16 protein-coding genes are annotated in these 16,713 nt (G+C 57.2%); 12 read left to right on the top strand and 4 right to left on the bottom strand.

Features of this window, described 5'->3' with window-relative positions; genetic code table 11:
* Nucleotides 1-188: 188 nt before the first annotated feature.
* From C0U40_RS13695 to dmdD, 12 genes are all read left to right on the top strand, one after another.
* Entirely contained in the window at nucleotides 189-1,238 is a 1,050-nt protein-coding gene (locus C0U40_RS13695) for a polyamine ABC transporter substrate-binding protein (protein ID WP_101656355.1), read from the top strand.
* Nucleotides 1,239-1,297: 59 nt separating this feature from the next.
* Entirely contained in the window at nucleotides 1,298-2,188 is an 891-nt protein-coding gene (locus C0U40_RS13690) for an ABC transporter permease (RefSeq protein WP_286134979.1), read from the top strand.
* 1 nt (nucleotide 2,189) lies between these two features.
* Nucleotides 2,190-2,981, top strand: a complete 792-nt coding sequence (locus C0U40_RS13685) for an ABC transporter permease (RefSeq protein WP_101656354.1) — start codon at nucleotides 2,190-2,192, stop codon at nucleotides 2,979-2,981.
* Nucleotides 2,978-4,036, top strand: coding sequence for an ABC transporter ATP-binding protein (locus tag C0U40_RS13680; protein WP_101656353.1), 1,059 nt, complete (start codon nucleotides 2,978-2,980; stop codon nucleotides 4,034-4,036). The genes C0U40_RS13685 and C0U40_RS13680 overlap by 4 nt, the downstream gene beginning before the upstream one ends.
* Before the next feature lie 53 nt (nucleotides 4,037-4,089).
* A complete protein-coding gene (locus C0U40_RS13675) occupies nucleotides 4,090-5,370 on the top strand; it encodes a nucleotide disphospho-sugar-binding domain-containing protein (RefSeq protein WP_101656352.1) in 1,281 nt (426 codons plus the stop codon).
* 2 nt (nucleotides 5,371-5,372) lie between these two features.
* Nucleotides 5,373-5,735 carry a cupin domain-containing protein gene (locus C0U40_RS13670; protein WP_101656351.1) on the top strand — a complete coding sequence of 121 codons (363 nt, stop codon included), beginning with the start codon at nucleotides 5,373-5,375 and terminating at the stop codon, nucleotides 5,733-5,735.
* A gap of 27 nt (nucleotides 5,736-5,762) precedes the next feature.
* Nucleotides 5,763-6,092: a cupin domain-containing protein gene (locus tag C0U40_RS13665; protein WP_180957707.1), complete on the top strand. Its 330-nt coding sequence runs from the start codon at nucleotides 5,763-5,765 to the stop codon at nucleotides 6,090-6,092.
* Nucleotides 6,089-7,123 carry an aminoglycoside phosphotransferase family protein gene (locus C0U40_RS13660; protein ID WP_101656349.1) on the top strand — a complete coding sequence of 345 codons (1,035 nt, stop codon included), beginning with the start codon at nucleotides 6,089-6,091 and terminating at the stop codon, nucleotides 7,121-7,123. The genes C0U40_RS13665 and C0U40_RS13660 overlap by 4 nt, the downstream gene beginning before the upstream one ends.
* Before the next feature lie 14 nt (nucleotides 7,124-7,137).
* Nucleotides 7,138-8,643 (top strand): aldehyde dehydrogenase family protein, encoded by a 1,506-nt coding sequence (locus C0U40_RS13655; protein ID WP_101656348.1) that lies wholly within the window; start codon nucleotides 7,138-7,140, stop codon nucleotides 8,641-8,643.
* Between the two features lie 13 nt (nucleotides 8,644-8,656).
* Entirely contained in the window at nucleotides 8,657-10,045 is a 1,389-nt protein-coding gene (locus tag C0U40_RS13650; protein WP_101656347.1) for an NAD(P)/FAD-dependent oxidoreductase, read from the top strand.
* 13 nt (nucleotides 10,046-10,058) lie between these two features.
* Nucleotides 10,059-10,415, top strand: coding sequence for a cupin domain-containing protein (locus C0U40_RS13645; RefSeq protein WP_101656427.1), 357 nt, complete (start codon nucleotides 10,059-10,061; stop codon nucleotides 10,413-10,415).
* 165 nt (nucleotides 10,416-10,580) lie between these two features.
* Nucleotides 10,581-11,390: a methylthioacryloyl-CoA hydratase gene (gene dmdD / locus C0U40_RS13640; RefSeq protein WP_101656346.1), complete on the top strand. Its 810-nt coding sequence runs from the start codon at nucleotides 10,581-10,583 to the stop codon at nucleotides 11,388-11,390.
* A 108-nt stretch (nucleotides 11,391-11,498) separates the two neighbouring features.
* Here dmdD and C0U40_RS13635 read toward each other — a convergent pair whose 3' ends face one another.
* Genes C0U40_RS13635 through C0U40_RS13620 form a run of 4 tightly spaced genes read right to left on the bottom strand, consistent with a single transcriptional unit; the run spans nucleotide 11,499 to nucleotide 16,703 of the window.
* Nucleotides 11,499-13,337: an ABC transporter ATP-binding protein gene (locus C0U40_RS13635; RefSeq protein ID WP_101656345.1), complete on the bottom strand. Its 1,839-nt coding sequence runs from the start codon at nucleotides 13,335-13,337 to the stop codon at nucleotides 11,499-11,501.
* Nucleotides 13,334-14,173, bottom strand: coding sequence for an ABC transporter permease (locus tag C0U40_RS13630; RefSeq protein ID WP_219619798.1), 840 nt, complete (start codon nucleotides 14,171-14,173; stop codon nucleotides 13,334-13,336). Before C0U40_RS13630 ends, C0U40_RS13635 begins: the two co-directional genes overlap by 4 nt.
* A 40-nt stretch (nucleotides 14,174-14,213) precedes the next feature.
* Nucleotides 14,214-15,134 carry an ABC transporter permease gene (locus C0U40_RS13625; protein ID WP_101656343.1) on the bottom strand — a complete coding sequence of 307 codons (921 nt, stop codon included), beginning with the start codon at nucleotides 15,132-15,134 and terminating at the stop codon, nucleotides 14,214-14,216.
* Nucleotides 15,135-15,176: 42 nt separating this feature from the next.
* Nucleotides 15,177-16,703 (bottom strand): ABC transporter substrate-binding protein, encoded by a 1,527-nt coding sequence (locus tag C0U40_RS13620; protein WP_101656342.1) that lies wholly within the window; start codon nucleotides 16,701-16,703, stop codon nucleotides 15,177-15,179.
* Nucleotides 16,704-16,713 lie beyond the last annotated feature (10 nt).

Below are 16,713 nucleotides of genomic sequence, written 5' to 3'. Positions count from 1 at the left end.
CGTCTTGTTGTAATGCCTGTAGGTTCCAGGTGTTTGAGAAAAAGAACATCTAATACAGTTTGACGTACTTTCTATCGTCTTAATACAGTGTTTGGCAGAGACCGGCAACAACCCTGATGCAGCAGTAGTGCTTCGGGCAATACCAAAGCCGGCAAGGATACCAACAGAACCCATAAGGGAGTACAAAGATGATTAAGGACTTCACCCTCCGCGGCGTTGCCGTGACCGCGGGACTTGCCGTAAGCGCCGGAATGCTGTCAGCGGAAACGCTGGTTGTGTCGAACTGGGACGGCTATATGGCCCCTGACGCAATCGACGCCTTTAACAAAGCCACCGACAATGAGGCCGAACTGGTCCTGCACGGGACCAACGAAGAAATCATGGGCAAGCTGATCGCGTCAAAAGGCAAAGGCTATGACGTGGTCTTTGTATCCTCGCCCTTTGCCGAGGCGCTGAACAATCTGGGGCTGGCAGAGACACTGGACCATTCCAAGATTCCCAACATCAAGAACCTTTATCCCGAAGCGATGGAACTGAGCCACGATACCGGCAACACGTTTTCCATTCCCTACGCTTGGGGAACAACGGGACTGTGCTATCGATCCGATCTGGTGGAAGGCACGCCCGACAGTTGGATGGACCTGCTGGCACCAAGCGATGATTTGAAAGGCAAGACCACCATGCTTGCCACGGACCGCTGGCTGCTGGGGGCGGCGATGCTGGCCAAAGGCTATTCTGTCAACACCACCGACGACGCGGAGCTGGCAGCCGTGCGCGACCAGTTGATTGAAACCAAAGGCACGCTGCTGGCCTATGATGACACCACATTCTACGCCAAACTGGTGTCGGGCGAGGCGGAGATGGTTCATGCGTGGGACGGCTGGTGCAACTATGGCATCGCGGAAAATGCCGACATCAAATACACCATTCCAAAAGAAGGCTCTGACCTTTGGGCGGATACGATGGTGATCCTCAAAAACTCCGAACACAAGGATGCGGCCTACGCCTTTGTGAACTTCATCCTAGCACCGGAAAACCACGGCTGGGCGGCGGAAAACATTCTTTACAAAGTGCCGAACAAACCGGCGATGGAAACGCTCTCTGAGGAATTTATCGCCCAGTTTCCCAACATGGGGATGGCACCGGACGAGTTGATGGCGTTCGAGCAACTGCGCGATGTGGGGGAATCCCAGCGTGCCTATTCGCGCATCGTCTCCGAGATCAAAGCCAGCAACTAAAGCCGTAACGGTGCGGCGTTTCGGCGCCGGACCGCAGGCAGAGTTTTAACGGAGGGGCCATGCATTGGCGCATCGCCCCTCAAATACAGGCCCGCCGGATGATCGACCGCAAACCTCTTTACCTGATGACGCCCGCGCTGGCGTGGCTGACGGCCTTTATGGTCGTACCCTGTCTGATGATCCTCGCGCTCGCCTTTTTTCAGCGCGGGATTTACGGGGGTATCGATTACACGTTTACGCTGGAAAACATTGCGCTGGTGTTTGATCCGCTTTACGCGAATATCTTTCTAAAATCGGCCTTCATCGCAGGGCTGTCCGCCACAATTGCGGTCGTGATCGGTTACGCTGCCGCCTTTGCGATTGCCGCAGCTCCGGCCAACCGGCAGGCCATGCTGCTGTTTTTTGCGGTACTGCCCTTCTGGTCGAATTATCTGGTGCGCACCTATGCGTGGATCGTCATGCTGAACCGCGAGGGCCTGATCGCGGGCGCGGCCCAGTGGCTTGGCTATGACGGGGAACTGCCCAAGATGCTTTACACCGAAACGGCGGTGGTGATCGGGCTGGTCTATAACTATCTGCCCTTCGTAATTCTGGCCTGTTATGCGCCGCTGTCACGGTTGAACCCTGAAATTGCGGAAGCCTCCCGTGATCTGGGCGGCAACGGCTGGACCACCTTCCGCCGCGTGATCCTGCCGATGACGGTTCCGGGCATCGCGACGGGGTTTGTCTTTGTGTTCGTCCTGTCCATCGGGAACTTTGTGACCCCTGCCTTGCTGGGCGGCGGGCAGTTCCAGATGATCGGCAATCTTGTCTATGCCCAGTTCCTGACGGCGAACGACTGGCCCTTTGGTGCCGCCCTGTCGATGTTCCTGATTGCAATCATGATGGGGCTTTTGACCTTGCAAACCTACGCAAGCGAGCGGGCCTCGGGCGCAGGGCGGGAGGAATAACATGCGCAGTGTTGCAAATCCCCGCCTGATGCTGATGGTCCTTTCTGCGGTCTTTGCATTCCTCTACATCCCGATTTCGGTGCTGTTTGCACTGTCCTTCAACGAAGGCGGCCTGCCCACCGCATGGACCGGATTTTCGGTGAAATGGTATGGCGCGCTGTTTCGCAACAGTGACATCATGGGGGCGGCGCTGAACACGCTGGTCGTTGCGGTGATTTCCACCATTCTTGCCACGATCCTCGGGACGTTGCTGGCGGTCGGGGTTGAAATCCGCCGGCGCAAGGGCCGCTTTCTTGAAACCATCATCTTTGCGCCGATGATCATTCCCGATATCGTTCTGGCCATCGCGCTGCTAAGCTTCTTTTCCCTGCTGAACGTCACATTGGGCCTGCATACCGTGATCCTGAGCCATGTGGTCTTTAACCTTGCTTTTGTCTGTTCGGTGGTGCGGGCGCGTCTGAAAACCTTTGACTGGTCCGTTGTCGAAGCCTCTACCGATCTGGGTGCGCCGATGGTTGTGACGCTGTGGCGGGTTGTGCTGCCGGTGATGATGCCTGCGGTAATTGCCGGTGCGCTGCTGGCGTTTACCCTGTCACTGGACGAATTTATCATCGCCTTTTTCACCGCCGGTGCCGGACGGGATTCCATCACACTGCCGATGCAGATCTTTGCCATGATCCGTTTTGGCGTCACCCCAGAAATTAATGCGCTCGCGGCCATTGTAATGACGCTCTCTGTTGTCATTCTTGCCCTGTCCCAGCGCCTGAACCGTGGAGGCCTTCCGGGACAATGACCCAGCCCTTGCTCACAATACGCAATGTCCGGAAGAACTTCGGCTCTGTTAAGGCAATCGACGGGATCGACCTTGATATTCACGAGAACGAGTTTTTTGCCCTTCTCGGGGCCTCGGGCAGCGGCAAGACAACACTTCTGCGGATGCTAGCGGGGTTCGAACTGCCTGACGATGGCGAGATCATTCTTGACGGCAAGGATGTCAGTCAGGTGCCACCAAACCACCGCCCCGTGAACCTGATGTTCCAGTCCTACGCCCTGTTCCCGAACATGAGTGTGGCCCGCAATATCGCCTACGGGCTTGAGATGGAAAAACTGCCCAAGGCGGAAATCCGGTCCCGTGTGGACGAGATTCTAGAGGTGATCCAGCTGTCCCATCTGGCAAACCGCAAGCCGGATCAACTGTCAGGCGGGCAGAGGCAGCGGGTTGCTCTGGCGCGGGCACTGGTCAAACGGCCCCGTCTGTTGTTGCTGGATGAACCGCTTGGTGCGCTCGACAAAAAGCTGCGGGGCGAGATGCAACTGGAGCTGAAACGCATCCAAAACGAATTCGGCATCACCTTTATTATCGTCACCCACGATCAGGAAGAAGCGCTGGTTATGGCGGATCGTGTGGCGATCCTGAAGGACGGCCGATTGTTGCAGTCAGGGACACCGCAAGAGATCTACGAACACCCCGAAAGCCGCTTTGCCGCGGATTTCATCGGGGTGATGAATTTCTTTCCGGTGACGCAAGAAAACGGTGTCCTGCGGGCGCAGGACGGCAGCACGATAACCGCGAACACCCCGTTAGAAAGCGCCGCGCGCGGCGTTGCTGCGGTGCGCCCCGAACGGTTGCACATAGGCGGCAACGACAGGGATAATTCGATATCCGGAACCGTCAGCGCCATCGCCTATCACGGGCTGGATTTGCAGGTTCACCTGAACACGCCCGCATCCCCCGATCCCGTCCTGATCCGCCTGACCGCCGATGTTGCGGAACAGGCGCCGATTGGCGTTGGGGACAGTCTGACAGTGCATTGGGCGGCCAAAGACACCCGCGTTTTTGCCGTCTGAACACATTCGCGCGCCGCGGGAGGCGGCGCAGATTTACAACAAGGAGACAAGATATGACCCAGAAAACCTTTGCTTTTTTCCCCGAGGCCGCCTTTGGCCCTGCACTTAATTCGGTCGGTATCGCCCAAGCGGTAGAGCGGATGGGCCATAAGGCTGTCTTTCTGTCCGATCCGGGCTTTGTCGATGTGTATAAGGATTACGGATTCGAAGCCTATCCGGTAAACCTGAGCGAACCCATGCCCCCCGAACAGATGGCAAAGTTCTGGGAGGATTTCATCAACAGCCATATCCCGAACTTTCGCAAGGCCCCGATCGACCAGCTCGACAATTATGTAAAGGAATGCTGGGAAGCGATCGTGGACAGTGCAAAATGGGCCGAAAAGGACCTGCCGGGCATCCTTGCGAAAATTAAACCGGATGTGATTGCAGTGGATAACGTGATCCTGTTTCCCGCCATCAAACAGTTCGGTGTGCCTTGGGTGCGCATCATTTCCTGTTCCGAAAACGAGATCGAAGACGAACTGATCCCGCCCCATCTGTCTGGCATGTCCGTCAATGACAAAGCAGGCCACGCAGCATTTCGCGACAAGTTTCATGAGGTCATCAAACCGATCCACGACGATTTTAACGAATTCCTGAAAACCGCCAATGAGGCGCCCTATGAAACCGGCGAGTTCTTTGAGGCATCCCCCTATCTGAACCTGCTGCTGTACCCCGAGCAGGTGAAATACGAACGGGCCGAACCGCTTGACCCAAAGCGTTTCCAGTATCTTGAGGGTTGCGTGCGGCAGGACAAGGATTACGAAATCCCGACGTTCAAAAAGAATAACGACGGCCCGCTGCTCTATGTGTCTTTCGGCTCTCTCGGCGCGGGGGATACGGATTTGTTGAAACGGATCATCGACCTGCTGGCCACCACCCGCTATCGCGCTTTGGTGAATGTGGGGGATTACGAAAGCGAATATTCCGACATTCCGGATAATATCGTTATAGGCAGCTGGTTCCCCCAACCTTCGGTCATCCCGCAGGTCGATGCGGTGATCCATCACGGCGGCAACAATTCCTTTACCGAGTGCCTTTATTTCGGAAAACCCGCGATCATCATGCCTTATGTCTGGGACGGCCATGACAACGCTATGCGGGTTGAAGAAACCGGCCACGGCTTCCGCTCTGACCGCTATGACTGGACCGACGCCGAGATGATCGATAAGATCGAGGCCTGTCTGAACGACAAAGACATTGCCGCTCGGCTGCAAAAGACCTCGGCGCATATGCAATCGCAGAACGGTCAGGAAAAAGCGGCCAAGCTGCTTGTCGGTCTGGTTGAGGATTGACAGTGGCAAATCTCAAATCCTCAGCCCCCCATATCCACGGGGCGACAACCTATGACGACCTGCTAGACTGGGGGCCACAGCCCGACATGATTGACGGACAGTCCCATTCTACGGGTCGGCTTTTGCACAAGGGGCCGGACAATTCGCCGGAAACCGGCATCTGGGTCTGCAGCCCCGGCACGTGGAAAATTTCGGTGCCGCGCGACGAATTCTGCCACTTTGTTGCAGGGCGCGTTACCTACCGGCGCAAGGACAGCGACGAGGTGATCGAGGCGGGGCCGGGCACCTGTGTCCTGTTTCCCGCCGGTTGGGAAGGCACCGCCGAAATCACCGAAACCCTGCGCAATATCTACATGCTTGTTTGAAAGGATAGACCGTTGAAAGCACCGGTAATGAAAAACCCGCTGGACGTGAGCGATCTGGCGGATTGGGGCACCATCCCGACGATGATCGAGGGCGAAAGCCATGTGTCGGGAAAGGTTCTGCACAAGGGTCCGGACGGGCAGAGCGAATGCGGCCTGTGGATCTGCACCCCCGGCAAGTGGGAATGCCACGTCACCAGCGACGAATTCTGCCACTTTCTGGAGGGGCGCTGCACCTATGTGCATGAATCCGGCGATGTGATCGAAGTCACTCCCGACACCGCAGCCTTCTTCCCCAAGGACTGGAAAGGTGTCTGCACCGTTCATGAGACCATCAAAAAGGTCTATATGATCCGATGAACCAGCCCGTGCGATCAGCGGTTCCGATCCTTCCGGCCTCTGCGGCACTTCTGGCGGCACAGGGGCAGGGCGGGGCGCATCTGACGGCTTTTGCCTCGGACGCTTCACCGCGCCGGTATTTCCGGCTGGAAGGGCAGGGTCTGATCCTGATGGAAGATCCCGCCGATCCGGCGGGTTTTGCCGCCTACCTGCGGCTGTCAGCGCATCTGAACGGCCTTGGCCTGTCTGCCCCGCGTGTGATTGCAGCAGCGCAGGAGCAGGGCGTGGCGCTGATCGAGGATTTTCGCGACGGTACCTATTCCAATCCGCTGGCACAGGGACAGGACGAAACCGCGCTTTACGAACTGGCAGTGGATGCGCTGTTGCACCTGCACCATGACATCCGCGCCGCACAGGTGGACCAGCCGGATTATGATCCCGATGTTTTTCTGAATGAACTGGACCTGTTTACGGACTGGTTCGCCCCCGCTGTCCTACCGGATTTAAAGGTGGCCGCGTTCCGCTCAAAGTGGCGCAATCTGTGGCGGGTCACACTGGCACCTCTTGCAGAGCACAGGCACACGCTTGTGCTGCGGGATTTCCATGTGGACAACTTGATGCTGCTTGCGGGGCGTAGCGGTATTGCCCGTTGCGGGTTGCTGGATTTTCAGGACGCTTTGATCGGGCCTTGCGAATATGATCTGGTTTCGCTGCTGCAGGACGCCAGACGCGATCTTCGGGCCGGACTGGAAGACAAAATGCTCAAGCGGTATATCGCCAGCGCACCGGAATTTCTGGGCGGCGGGGATGCGATCCGGCGGCGCTATCACCTGCTGGGCGCGCAGCGGCACGCCCGCATTCTGGGCGTTTTTGTGCGGCTCTGCCAGCGCGATGCCAAGCCCCGCTACCTGCAATTCCTGCGCCGCGTTCTGGCGCAGTTCCAGACCGCGCTTACGGCTGCCAAGCTGACCGAAATCGAAACTTTGCTCGACCAAACCCTTGGCGACTGGCGCAGTGTAGCCGCGACACTCCCCACCCGTCTCAACCCTTGAAAAGAAGTCCCGCCATGTCTGATGTGACCAAACCCTGCTATTTTCTTACCCCCGACTTTCATGCCGCGGCGGGAGAGACCTGCGATGTGACTGACCCTGCAACGCTGGAACAGGTCGGGCAGCGGGCGGTTGTCTCGGGACCGGAACTGGTAAGCGTGTTAGACCGCGTGAATGCGGCGCAAAAGCTCTGGGCGCAGACCGATGCCAAGACCCGTGCCGCACGTTTGCATCAACTTGCCAACCGGATTGAATCCCATGACATGACCGATTGCGCCATCCTGATGAGCCGCGAGATGGGCAAACCCTATCCCGAAGCCATAGGAGAGGTCGCCAATTGCGCACCAATCTTTCGTTATTACGCGGAAATGGCCCGTGACGAGGCGGGAAAAGTGGCAGGCACAACGCAAATCGGTTCTCTCCAGTTCGCGCGATACGAACCTTTGGGGGTGTCGGCACATATCATGCCGTTCAACTTTCCGATCCTGCTGATGTGCTGGACGGTTGCCGCATCGCTGGCGGCGGGCAACGGGGCGGTGATCAAACCGGCCGAGGCGACAACCCTCTCTACGCTGGAATTCATGAAAGTGTTCAGCGACATGCCCCAAGACCTGATCGCCTGTGTGCCCGGCGATGCAGGGACTGGGCGTGCCTTGGTCGACAGCCCCAAAACCCATGCAGTGGCCTTTACCGGATCGGTCAAGGCAGGGCAGGCGGTGGCCGAAGCAGCGGCGCGGCGCCTGAAACCCGCCGTAATAGAGGCCGGAGGATCAGACCCGATGATCATCTCTGCCCATGCCCCGATCGAAATTGCCGCCGCAGGTGCCGTGACGGGGGCGTTTCATATGTCCGGACAGGTCTGCACTTCAACCGAGCGGATGTATGTGGTGGACGCCGTGCATGATGCCTTTGTCGCCGCATTCAAGGCGGAAACCGAACGTTTGCGCATTGGCAACGGCTTGGCGCGGTCTGAAATCGGCCCTCTGGTGAGCGAGGCCGCAAGAGACAAGGTTGCCCGTTTGGTAAAGGACGCCGTGGCAAAAGGGGCAAAGGTAGAGATTGGCGGGCGGGTTCCGGCGGATCAGGACACCGGCTGGTTCTATGAACCTACCATCCTGACCAATTGCACCCCTGAAATGGACATCCTGCACCAAGAGGTCTTCGGCCCTGTCGTCAGCATTATGCGCGTGCCGGATTTCGAATCCGCCATTGAAATGGCGAATGATAGTGAATTCGGCTTGGGCGCGTCGGTTTTCACCACCGATCTGGCCGAGGCCCATGACGCCTATGAAAAGCTGGAGGCGGGGATGGTCTGGATCAACAACCCGATGATCGACAATGATGCGCTGCCCTTTGGCGGCTGGAAGAACTCCGGCATCGGGCGGGAGCTGGGGCGCATGGGGCTTGATACCTTCCGGCGCACGAAGATGGTGATTATGGACCATAAACCCGTGCGCCATGACTGGTGGTATCCCTATGATGATGACTGGTTTCTGGACGCGGGCGGTCGCAAGCACGTTTGACGGAGACAATGCCATGAGCACCCGCTTCCGGTATGAGAGCGCCAGTCCCGATCCGTTCTGGATCGGGACTGTTTCAACGCCCTTCAGGGCAGTGTCGTTGAAACAGGATGCCACCTGCGACCTTGCCATCGTCGGCGGCGGGTTCAGCGGCCTCTGGTCCGCCCTAAAAGCACGCGAGCAGTTTCCGGATGCCAGTATCGTCCTGCTGGAGGGCGGGTGCATCGGCAATGCCGCCAGCGGGCGGAACGGGGGCTTCTGCGCACCGAGCATCTCTCACGGGGTTTCAAACGCGGTCGCACGCTGGCCACAAGAGGCCGAAACTCTGGTTCGGCTCGGTCGGGAAAACCTCGACGGGCTGGAACAGGACTTGCAGACCTACGCTATCGACGGCGGATTTGAGCGCAGCGGCAAATTGAACGTTGCCGCAACCCCGTGGCAAGTGGACGGGCTGCGCGCGATGCAACAAACCTACGCCCGTTTCGGGATCGAGACGACTTTTCTGGAAGGCGCAGCGCTGGACGCCCGTTTCAACACGCCGCGCTATCAGGCAGGTCTGTATGAGCCGAACTACGCGCTGGTTAATCCGGCCCGACTGGTGGACGGGCTGGCCAAAGCTTGCGTTGCGCGCGGTGTGGAGATTTACGAAGACACACAGGTCACAGCGCTTACGAACCGCAACGACAGCATCGTTCTGACAACCGCGCAGGCGGTGGTCAAAGCGCAAAAGGTGATCCTTGCTACCAATGCCGCCGTGCCACTGCTGCGTCGGTTGCGGCCTGCGATCCTGCCGATCTGGGATTACTCATTGATGAGCGAGCCGCTCAGCGACGCGCAGCTTGCAGCAATCGGCTGGCAGGACCGTTACGGCATTGCCGACAGCGGCAACCAGTTCCACTATTTCCGCAAGACACAGGACAATCGCATTCTGTGGGGCGGCTATGATGCGGTCTATTACTATGGCAGCAACAGAGACCCGAACCTGACAGAGCGCAGCGAAACCTACCGCCGGCTGGAGCAGAATTTCTTTGACGCCTTCCCAGCGCTTGAAGGCATCGGATTCACCCACCGCTGGGGTGGTATCATCGACACCTCCGCACGGCTGACCGCCTTTGCCGGTACTGCGATGCAGGGGCGTATGGCCTATGCGATGGGGTTCACGGGGCAGGGTGTGTCGGCCACGCGGTTCGGCGCCCTTACCATGCTGGATCTATTGGCGGGGCGCGACACAGAGCGGACCCGATTAAAGATGCTGCGCAGCACACCGGTGCCATTTCCGCCGGAACCGCTCCGCCATTGGATGGTGAAACGGGCGCAGGCGGATCTGGCACGAGAGGACGAAACCGGAGAACGTTCCCTGGTGTTACGCACGCTCGACAGGCTCCGGATCGGATTTGGTTCTTGAAATGAGGTACAACATGAAAAATCCACAACATGTGATCGGCTTTGACGATGCGCTGTCTACCCCGAAGATTTCGGTTGTCGACGATCCCGCAGTGGTGGACACCCCTTATGAAAGCCGCAGTTGGCGGCATTTTGAAAGCCCCGGGAAAGGCGCGATCTCCGGTATCTGGGAGGCCGGCCCCCATAAGGAACGCTGCAACTGCGATTATGACGAGATGTGCCATATCCTGACGGGCCAAGTGCGCCTGACCGATGCGGACGGCAACTCCCGAACCTTCGGTGCGGGGGACAGTTTTGTTGTGGCCGCCGGTTTCAACGGGACGTGGGAGAACCTCAGCGACGTGCGAAAGGTATTTTTCATTCTGTCGTAAGCCCACGGCATAACCGGTACTGTCGTCGATGCAGTTTGGCGTGATCGGATAATAATTTGGCAGTTTATGAGCTGTTATGCAATTTTGCGAAGGCTAGGATGTCGCGAAAGCAAAATTGCCGTTGCTCGCGGCGATTAAGAAAAAATTCCCGAAAGGACCAGCCCGATGAACGATGTCGTTAACGCTGACACATATGAAAACCTTGCTATTTCGGAACGGGACCATGGTCTCTTTGTGGTTTCTCTGAACCGGCCCTCCAAACGGAATGCGCTGGATGAAGCCACGATCGAGGAACTGATCCGCTTTTTCGGTGGCGCCCGCAGGGCTGGTGTAAAAGCTGTGGTTCTGACCGGAGAAGGGGAGCATTTCTGTGCGGGCCTTGATCTGGTCGAGCATTGGAAAGCTGACCGCAGCGCAGATGAGTTCATGCACGTTTGCCTGCGCTGGCATGAAGCCTTCAACAAGATGGAATATGGCGGGGTTCCGATTATTGCTGCCCTGAAAGGTGCGGTCGTTGGGGGCGGTCTGGAACTCGCCAGCGGGGCACATGTGAGGGTGATCGACTCCACAACATATTTTGCCCTGCCTGAAGGCCAGCGCGGAATTTTTACGGGCGGTGGGGCGACCATTCGTGTGTCTGACATGATCGGCAAATACCGGATGATCGATATGGTTTTGACGGGCCGTGTCTATCAAGGACAGGAGGCTGTTGATCTGGGGTTGGCGCAATACATCACCACCAAAGGCGACAGCCTTACCAAAGCGATGGAACTGGCCGAAAAGGTCGCGCAGAACCTGCCGCTCACAAACTTCGCAATTTGCTCTGCGGTGAGCCATATAAACAATATGTCGGGCATGGATGCGGCCTATGCTGAGGCTTTCGTGGGCGGGGTCGTCAACACACAGCCCGCCGCGCGGGAGCGTCTGGAAGCCTTTGCAAACAAAACCGCCGCCCGCGTGCGACCAAATACCTGAAGCCGGCGGGGCAGGGCAACCTTTGTGCTGGTTGTCCTGTACATGTCAGGATTCGATCCGGCCACGGCGGGTTGCCATTTGTGCCCTGCGCAACCGGCAACCCGTCAGTCAGCTTTCATCCAGTATGAAGTGCTCCGGCCCGACAGGGGTGTATCTGGACGGCGGCGCTATATGATCTATTGGATACAACGGCGTTTTGCGGATTTCTTCTTCCGGTATGGCGCGGGTGCCTCTGAGTGCGGGATCTGGGATAGGTACAGCAGCAAGCAGCTTGCGCGTGTAAGGGTGGCTCGGGTTCTCAAAGATACTTGCGCGGGGTCCGATCTCTACAATACGGCCTGACAACATGACCGCAACGCGGTGGCTGACCCGTTCGACGACAGACATGTCATGGCTGATAAACAGGATCGCAATTCCCAACCGCGCCTGAAGGTCCAGCAGAAGATTAACGATCTGCCCCTTAATCGCTACATCAAGGGCAGACACAGCCTCATCTGCAACCAGCACAGCGGGTTCAAGTGCCAGCGCACGGGCGATACTGACGCGCTGACGCTGACCACCGGAGAATTCGTGTGGAAAGCGGTTTTTCATGCCCGCAGACAAGCCAACGAGTTCAAGAAGCTCGTCTGTTCTGACTCTGGCTTCGCTTCGGTTATGGGTGCCTTGTGTCAGCATCGGTTCCATGATCGTTTCCCCGATCCGGACACGGGGATCAAGACTTTCGTAAGGATCCTGAAAGATCATCTGCATGCCCCGCCGCATGGTGCGCAATCGGGATTTCGGCATTGCAGAAATATCCGTGCCCTGAAGCAGGATGTTGCCGCTTGTAGGTTCGTTGAGCCGCAGGATGGATCGGGCGGTTGTAGACTTGCCACTGCCTGACTCTCCGACAATCGAAAGCGTTTCGCCCGGATTCAGGGAAAAACTGACATCCTCAACAGCGTGGACCCGCTGTTGAACGCGTCCCAGCAGGCCCGCGCGTTTGTCAAACCGCGTAACAAGGTTACGCACCTCAAGAACCGGAGCCTCGGATGGGCTCTCCACCACGGCGGGTCTCTCTACATGACCAGTTTCATCGGGGAAGGGCAGCGGGGCAGGCTCGTTGGCCATGGACCCGAGCCGTGGCACGGCGTTCAGAAGCTGGCGCGTATAAGGGTCGGCGGGATGCGCAAACAGTTCCGGTGTCGTGCCGGTTTCAAGGATGCGCCCATCGCGCATCACTGCCACACTGTCAGCCACCTCTGCCACAACCCCCATATCGTGCGTGATAAAGAGAACACCCATGCCTTCATCGTCTTGGAGTTCCCGAACAAGGCGCAGTATCTGGGCCTGCGTTGTTACGTCCAGCGCCGTTGTGGGTTCATCTGCAATCAGGACACGGGGTTTGCCCGCAAGAGCCATTGCGATCATGGCTCTTTGGCGCATGCCGCCGGACATATTGTGCGGATAATCGTCGAACCGCGAACTTGCCGCCGGAATATGTACACGGTCAAGCAGCCTGATGGTTTCGGTCCGGGCTGCACTGGCGGTTATCCCGCCGTGAATCCGCAACACTTCTGAAATCTGGCGGCCGACTGTATGGACCGGATTCAGGGATGTCATCGGCTCTTGAAATATCATGGCAATCCGCGAACCGCGCAACTGGCGCATTCGCTTCGTATCAAGATTTAGCAGCTCCTGTCCGTCCAGCCTGACAGAACCGGTAATGTCTGTGCCTTCGGGAAGAAGCTGCATGATTGCGAGAGACGAAACACTTTTGCCCGACCCGCTTCCGCCAACCAGTGCGAGCGTCTCGCCCTGATTTACCGTGAAGTCGATTCCGTGAAGAATATCAATTTTACGATGGCGGTTCAGGCGCAGGGACACCTTCAGATCGCTGACCTGCAGCACGGCTGTTCCGGTGCCTGTCCCGTCAATCGGTTTGGTGTCTTGAAGGATCTGGTTCATCCGTTGCTCCTTGGATCAAGGACATCTCGTAGCCAGTCACCGATAAAAATCAGCGAAAGTGTGAGTAGGGTGATCGTTACGCCGGGAAAGCAGGCCAGCCACCAAGCTGTTGCCACGTAATCCCGACCATCTGCCAGCATCCCGCCCCATGTGACTGTAGGCGCCTGAACGCCGAACCCCAGAAAGGACAAAGCAGCTTCCAGAATAATGATCGTAGCAACATTCAACGTTGCAATTACGATGACCGACCCAAACACGTTCGGCAGCATATGCCGGAAGAGCATGACAGGAACGCGCTGCCCGATGATTGTGCTGTTTTCGATGAAAGCACGGCTGCGCAGGCTCATCACTTCGCTTCGGACCACACGGGCGAAGGCCGTCCAGTTGATGCAGCCGATCACGACAATCAGCAGAATGATACTCTGGCTGAATACTGCCAGCACGGTGAGGTAAAGCAGGATGTTCGGGATCGCCAGAAGGGTATTTACAACAGCCATCAGGAAGGCGTCGGTTTTGCCGCCGAAGTATCCGCTGACAAGGCCGACAAAGACGCCGATTGTGCCGGCGATACAGACCCCGCCGAAACCAACGGTCAGGGCGATGCGTGAACCGAATATCAGGCGGGACAGAATATCCCTGCCCAGATGATCGGTGCCCAGAATGTGGGCCCATGACCCTTCAGCGGTCCAGGCCGGAGGGGACAGGCGAGCCCGCAGATCGGGCATACCCGGATCATATGGGGCAACCAGCGGTGAAAATATTGCGACCAGTGCGATGGTCAGGAGAACAACCATCCCGGCACCTGCAAGCGGATTAATCCGAGGCCAGTTACGCATATTGAGGCGATCCTCTTCCAATAACGTTGTGGGAGTGACATCAGCCATGTTGAATCCGCGGATCAATAAAGCTGTAAAGCACATCGACGATCAGATTGATGCTCATGACGATGACTGCAGCGAACAGGACGATGGTCTGGACAACTGCCATGTCCCGCGAGCCGATGGCCTGCACTGCCAGAAGCCCGATGCCCGGCCATGCAAAGACCTGTTCGACAACAACCGCCCCTGCCATAAGCGATGAGGCCTCCAGTCCAATGAGCGTGATATAGGGCAATGCGGCGTTGCGCAGCGCATGTCCGAAGATCACATGTACCGGCGAGACCCCTTTGGCATGGGCTGTGCGGATAAAGTCCTGCCCCATCACGTCCAGCAGGGAAGACCTTAGAATTCGCGTCAGTACCGCCGATAGACTGGCCCCCAGTGTGAAAGCGGGCAGCAGCACCGACCACGGGTTGTCCCATCCGGAAACAGGAAGCCATTGCAAGGTAACACCAAAGATCAGGATCAGCATGATCCCGAGCCAGAAGTTGGGGATAGCCTGACCGAAAACGGACAGGAACGAGGCCAGATAATCGGGTAATCCGTGCCTGTTTACGGAAGCAATGATGCCTGCAGGGATCGAGATAAGTATAGCGATCAACAGGGCAGTGCTGGCAAGTGTCAACGTAGCGGGCAGGCGCTCCATGACAATCTCAAGCGCAGGCTGGTTCACATAACGCAGGGACATGCCCAAGTCGCCTTGAAGGACGTCGCCCAGATAGGAAAGATACTGGACGTAAAGGGGTCGATCGAGGCCAAGGCTCTTTGTCAGGGCCTCGATCTGTTCAGCAGTGGCTTCCTCACCCAGCATTAGTAGCACCGGATCACCGGAAACACGGACCAGCAGGAAGACAATCAGCGTGATGCCCAGTAGGATGGGGATCATTTGCAGTATTCGCCAGAAGATATATTTTGCCACCGGTTGCCTCCTTGCTTCATCTGGGTTCGGGCTGGCCCGAAGTTAGTTGCCTTTAGGGTGTGCGCGGTACATCCACAGGGACTCGTTCGCATCAGGTGTCCAGTCGATTGCACTGGACATGCCAACGATATTTTCCAACTGGAACAGAGGCAGAATAGGCCTTCCCTCGGTCAGGATGTGGTAGGCTTCGCCCAGTTGCTTTGGACGCTCTACACGATCTGTAGACGTACTTGCCGCAAGGACCAACTCGCTGAACCGCTCGTCACACCACCCTGTCATCTCGCTCCAGAGAGCGCCGCAGACGAACCGGTAAGTTTGTTGATATCCGTCGCCCAGCGGGCTCGCATTGCCGATCAGCACCATTCCGTCGATATTCTGGATGCCCCAGTAACGGCTCTGAAATGCGCTCCACTCTAGAATGGAAAGTTCGGTTTTGATACCAACCTGATTGAGCATGACCGAAATGACTTCGAGCAATTCTGCATCACGGGGATAGCGTCCTTTCGGGCCTGCAAGGGGAATGGTCAGTTCGCCCGGTCCGTATCCTGCCTCTTTCAAAAGCTCCACCGCGCGCTCCGGATCATAAAGATAGGTCCCGAAGAGTTCCATCGGAACGTCAGTAATGCCGGGCACAATAGAGGCGCGGGTGGGGACACCCATGCCGCCCATAACCAGATCGATCAAACCTTGTTCGTCAATTGCCAGATCGACGGCTTCACGGACCTTGGGATCATGCAGGGGCGAGCCTTCTTTGGTATTGAGGAACAGGTTCATAACCCGCGAGGTGGGTGACGGTTTTGTTTCGACCCCATCGGTGGCATTGATCCGAGCAAGTTCCTGTTCGGGGACCGGCAGGGCAATATCCACGCCACCGCTCATCAATTCGCCCACACGCGTTGAACTTTCAGGAATTGTACGGTGAACAAGCCGGTCCCAATGCGCCCGCCCGCGCCAGTGTTCCGGGAAAACATCCATGATCACCCGATCATCGCGGCGCCATTCGACGAATTTGAAAGGACCGGTCCCGATAGGTGCTGTGGCAAAACCTTCCCAACCGACTTTTTCTACATAGTGTTTTGGAACGATACCGCTGCCGACATTGCTGATACGGTTCAGAAGGATGGCATCAGGTTTGTGGGTGCGGACGATGACGGTGTATTCATCCACAATCTCGACATCTGAAATGGCCTTGTAGAACAGGTTCAGCTGCACACTCGGATCTTTGGTCACTCGGTCCAGCGAGAAACTCACGTCTTCTGCTGTCATTTCGGTGCCGTCGTGGAATAACACGCCCTTGCGCAGATTAAAGCGGATGGCTTGGTCCGAAATCACTTCCCAGTCTGTTGCAAGCGCAGGCTGGAGCACCCCTTTTTCATCCCGCATGACCAAATAATCAAACATATTGATCATTACCGCTTCTACAGCGGTGTTGCGGTGGTCGTGGATGTCAAAGCCGGGCATATCGATGCCTTGGGCGACTACGATCTCGCGATCCTGTGCAAAAGCCGCGCCCGATATGCCGATGAGCAGCGCAAGTGCGGAAGCACCGGTTTTCATTCTTTTAAACATGTCTTGTCAT

This window comes from Neptunicoccus cionae, assembly GCF_002860325.1.
Classification (GTDB): domain Bacteria; phylum Pseudomonadota; class Alphaproteobacteria; order Rhodobacterales; family Rhodobacteraceae; genus Amylibacter; species Amylibacter lutimaris.
The sequence above is the reverse complement of the archived record's forward strand: the minus strand, read 5'-3'. Positions and strand labels throughout refer to the sequence as shown.

What these genes read in the sequence shown, in the direction of transcription:
- C0U40_RS13655 (WP_101656348.1), top strand. Translation starts at nt 7,138, where the DNA reads ATGTCTGATGTGACCAAACCCTGCTATTTTCTTACCCCCGACTTTCAT.
- C0U40_RS13620 (WP_101656342.1), bottom strand. Translation starts at nt 16,703, where the DNA reads ATGTTTAAAAGAATGAAAACCGGTGCTTCCGCACTTGCGCTGCTCATC.
- C0U40_RS13645 (WP_101656427.1), top strand. Translation starts at nt 10,059, where the DNA reads ATGAAAAATCCACAACATGTGATCGGCTTTGACGATGCGCTGTCTACC.
- C0U40_RS13660 (WP_101656349.1), top strand. Translation starts at nt 6,089, where the DNA reads ATGAACCAGCCCGTGCGATCAGCGGTTCCGATCCTTCCGGCCTCTGCG.
- C0U40_RS13630 (WP_219619798.1), bottom strand. Translation starts at nt 14,173, where the DNA reads ATGCGTAACTGGCCTCGGATTAATCCGCTTGCAGGTGCCGGGATGGTT.
- C0U40_RS13635 (WP_101656345.1), bottom strand. Translation starts at nt 13,337, where the DNA reads ATGAACCAGATCCTTCAAGACACCAAACCGATTGACGGGACAGGCACC.
- C0U40_RS13675 (WP_101656352.1), top strand. Translation starts at nt 4,090, where the DNA reads ATGACCCAGAAAACCTTTGCTTTTTTCCCCGAGGCCGCCTTTGGCCCT.
- dmdD (WP_101656346.1), top strand. Translation starts at nt 10,581, where the DNA reads ATGAACGATGTCGTTAACGCTGACACATATGAAAACCTTGCTATTTCG.
- C0U40_RS13680 (WP_101656353.1), top strand. Translation starts at nt 2,978, where the DNA reads ATGACCCAGCCCTTGCTCACAATACGCAATGTCCGGAAGAACTTCGGC.
- C0U40_RS13650 (WP_101656347.1), top strand. Translation starts at nt 8,657, where the DNA reads ATGAGCACCCGCTTCCGGTATGAGAGCGCCAGTCCCGATCCGTTCTGG.
- C0U40_RS13685 (WP_101656354.1), top strand. Translation starts at nt 2,190, where the DNA reads ATGCGCAGTGTTGCAAATCCCCGCCTGATGCTGATGGTCCTTTCTGCG.
- C0U40_RS13690 (WP_286134979.1), top strand. Translation starts at nt 1,298, where the DNA reads ATGCATTGGCGCATCGCCCCTCAAATACAGGCCCGCCGGATGATCGAC.
- C0U40_RS13665 (WP_180957707.1), top strand. Translation starts at nt 5,763, where the DNA reads ATGAAAAACCCGCTGGACGTGAGCGATCTGGCGGATTGGGGCACCATC.
- C0U40_RS13695 (WP_101656355.1), top strand. Translation starts at nt 189, where the DNA reads ATGATTAAGGACTTCACCCTCCGCGGCGTTGCCGTGACCGCGGGACTT.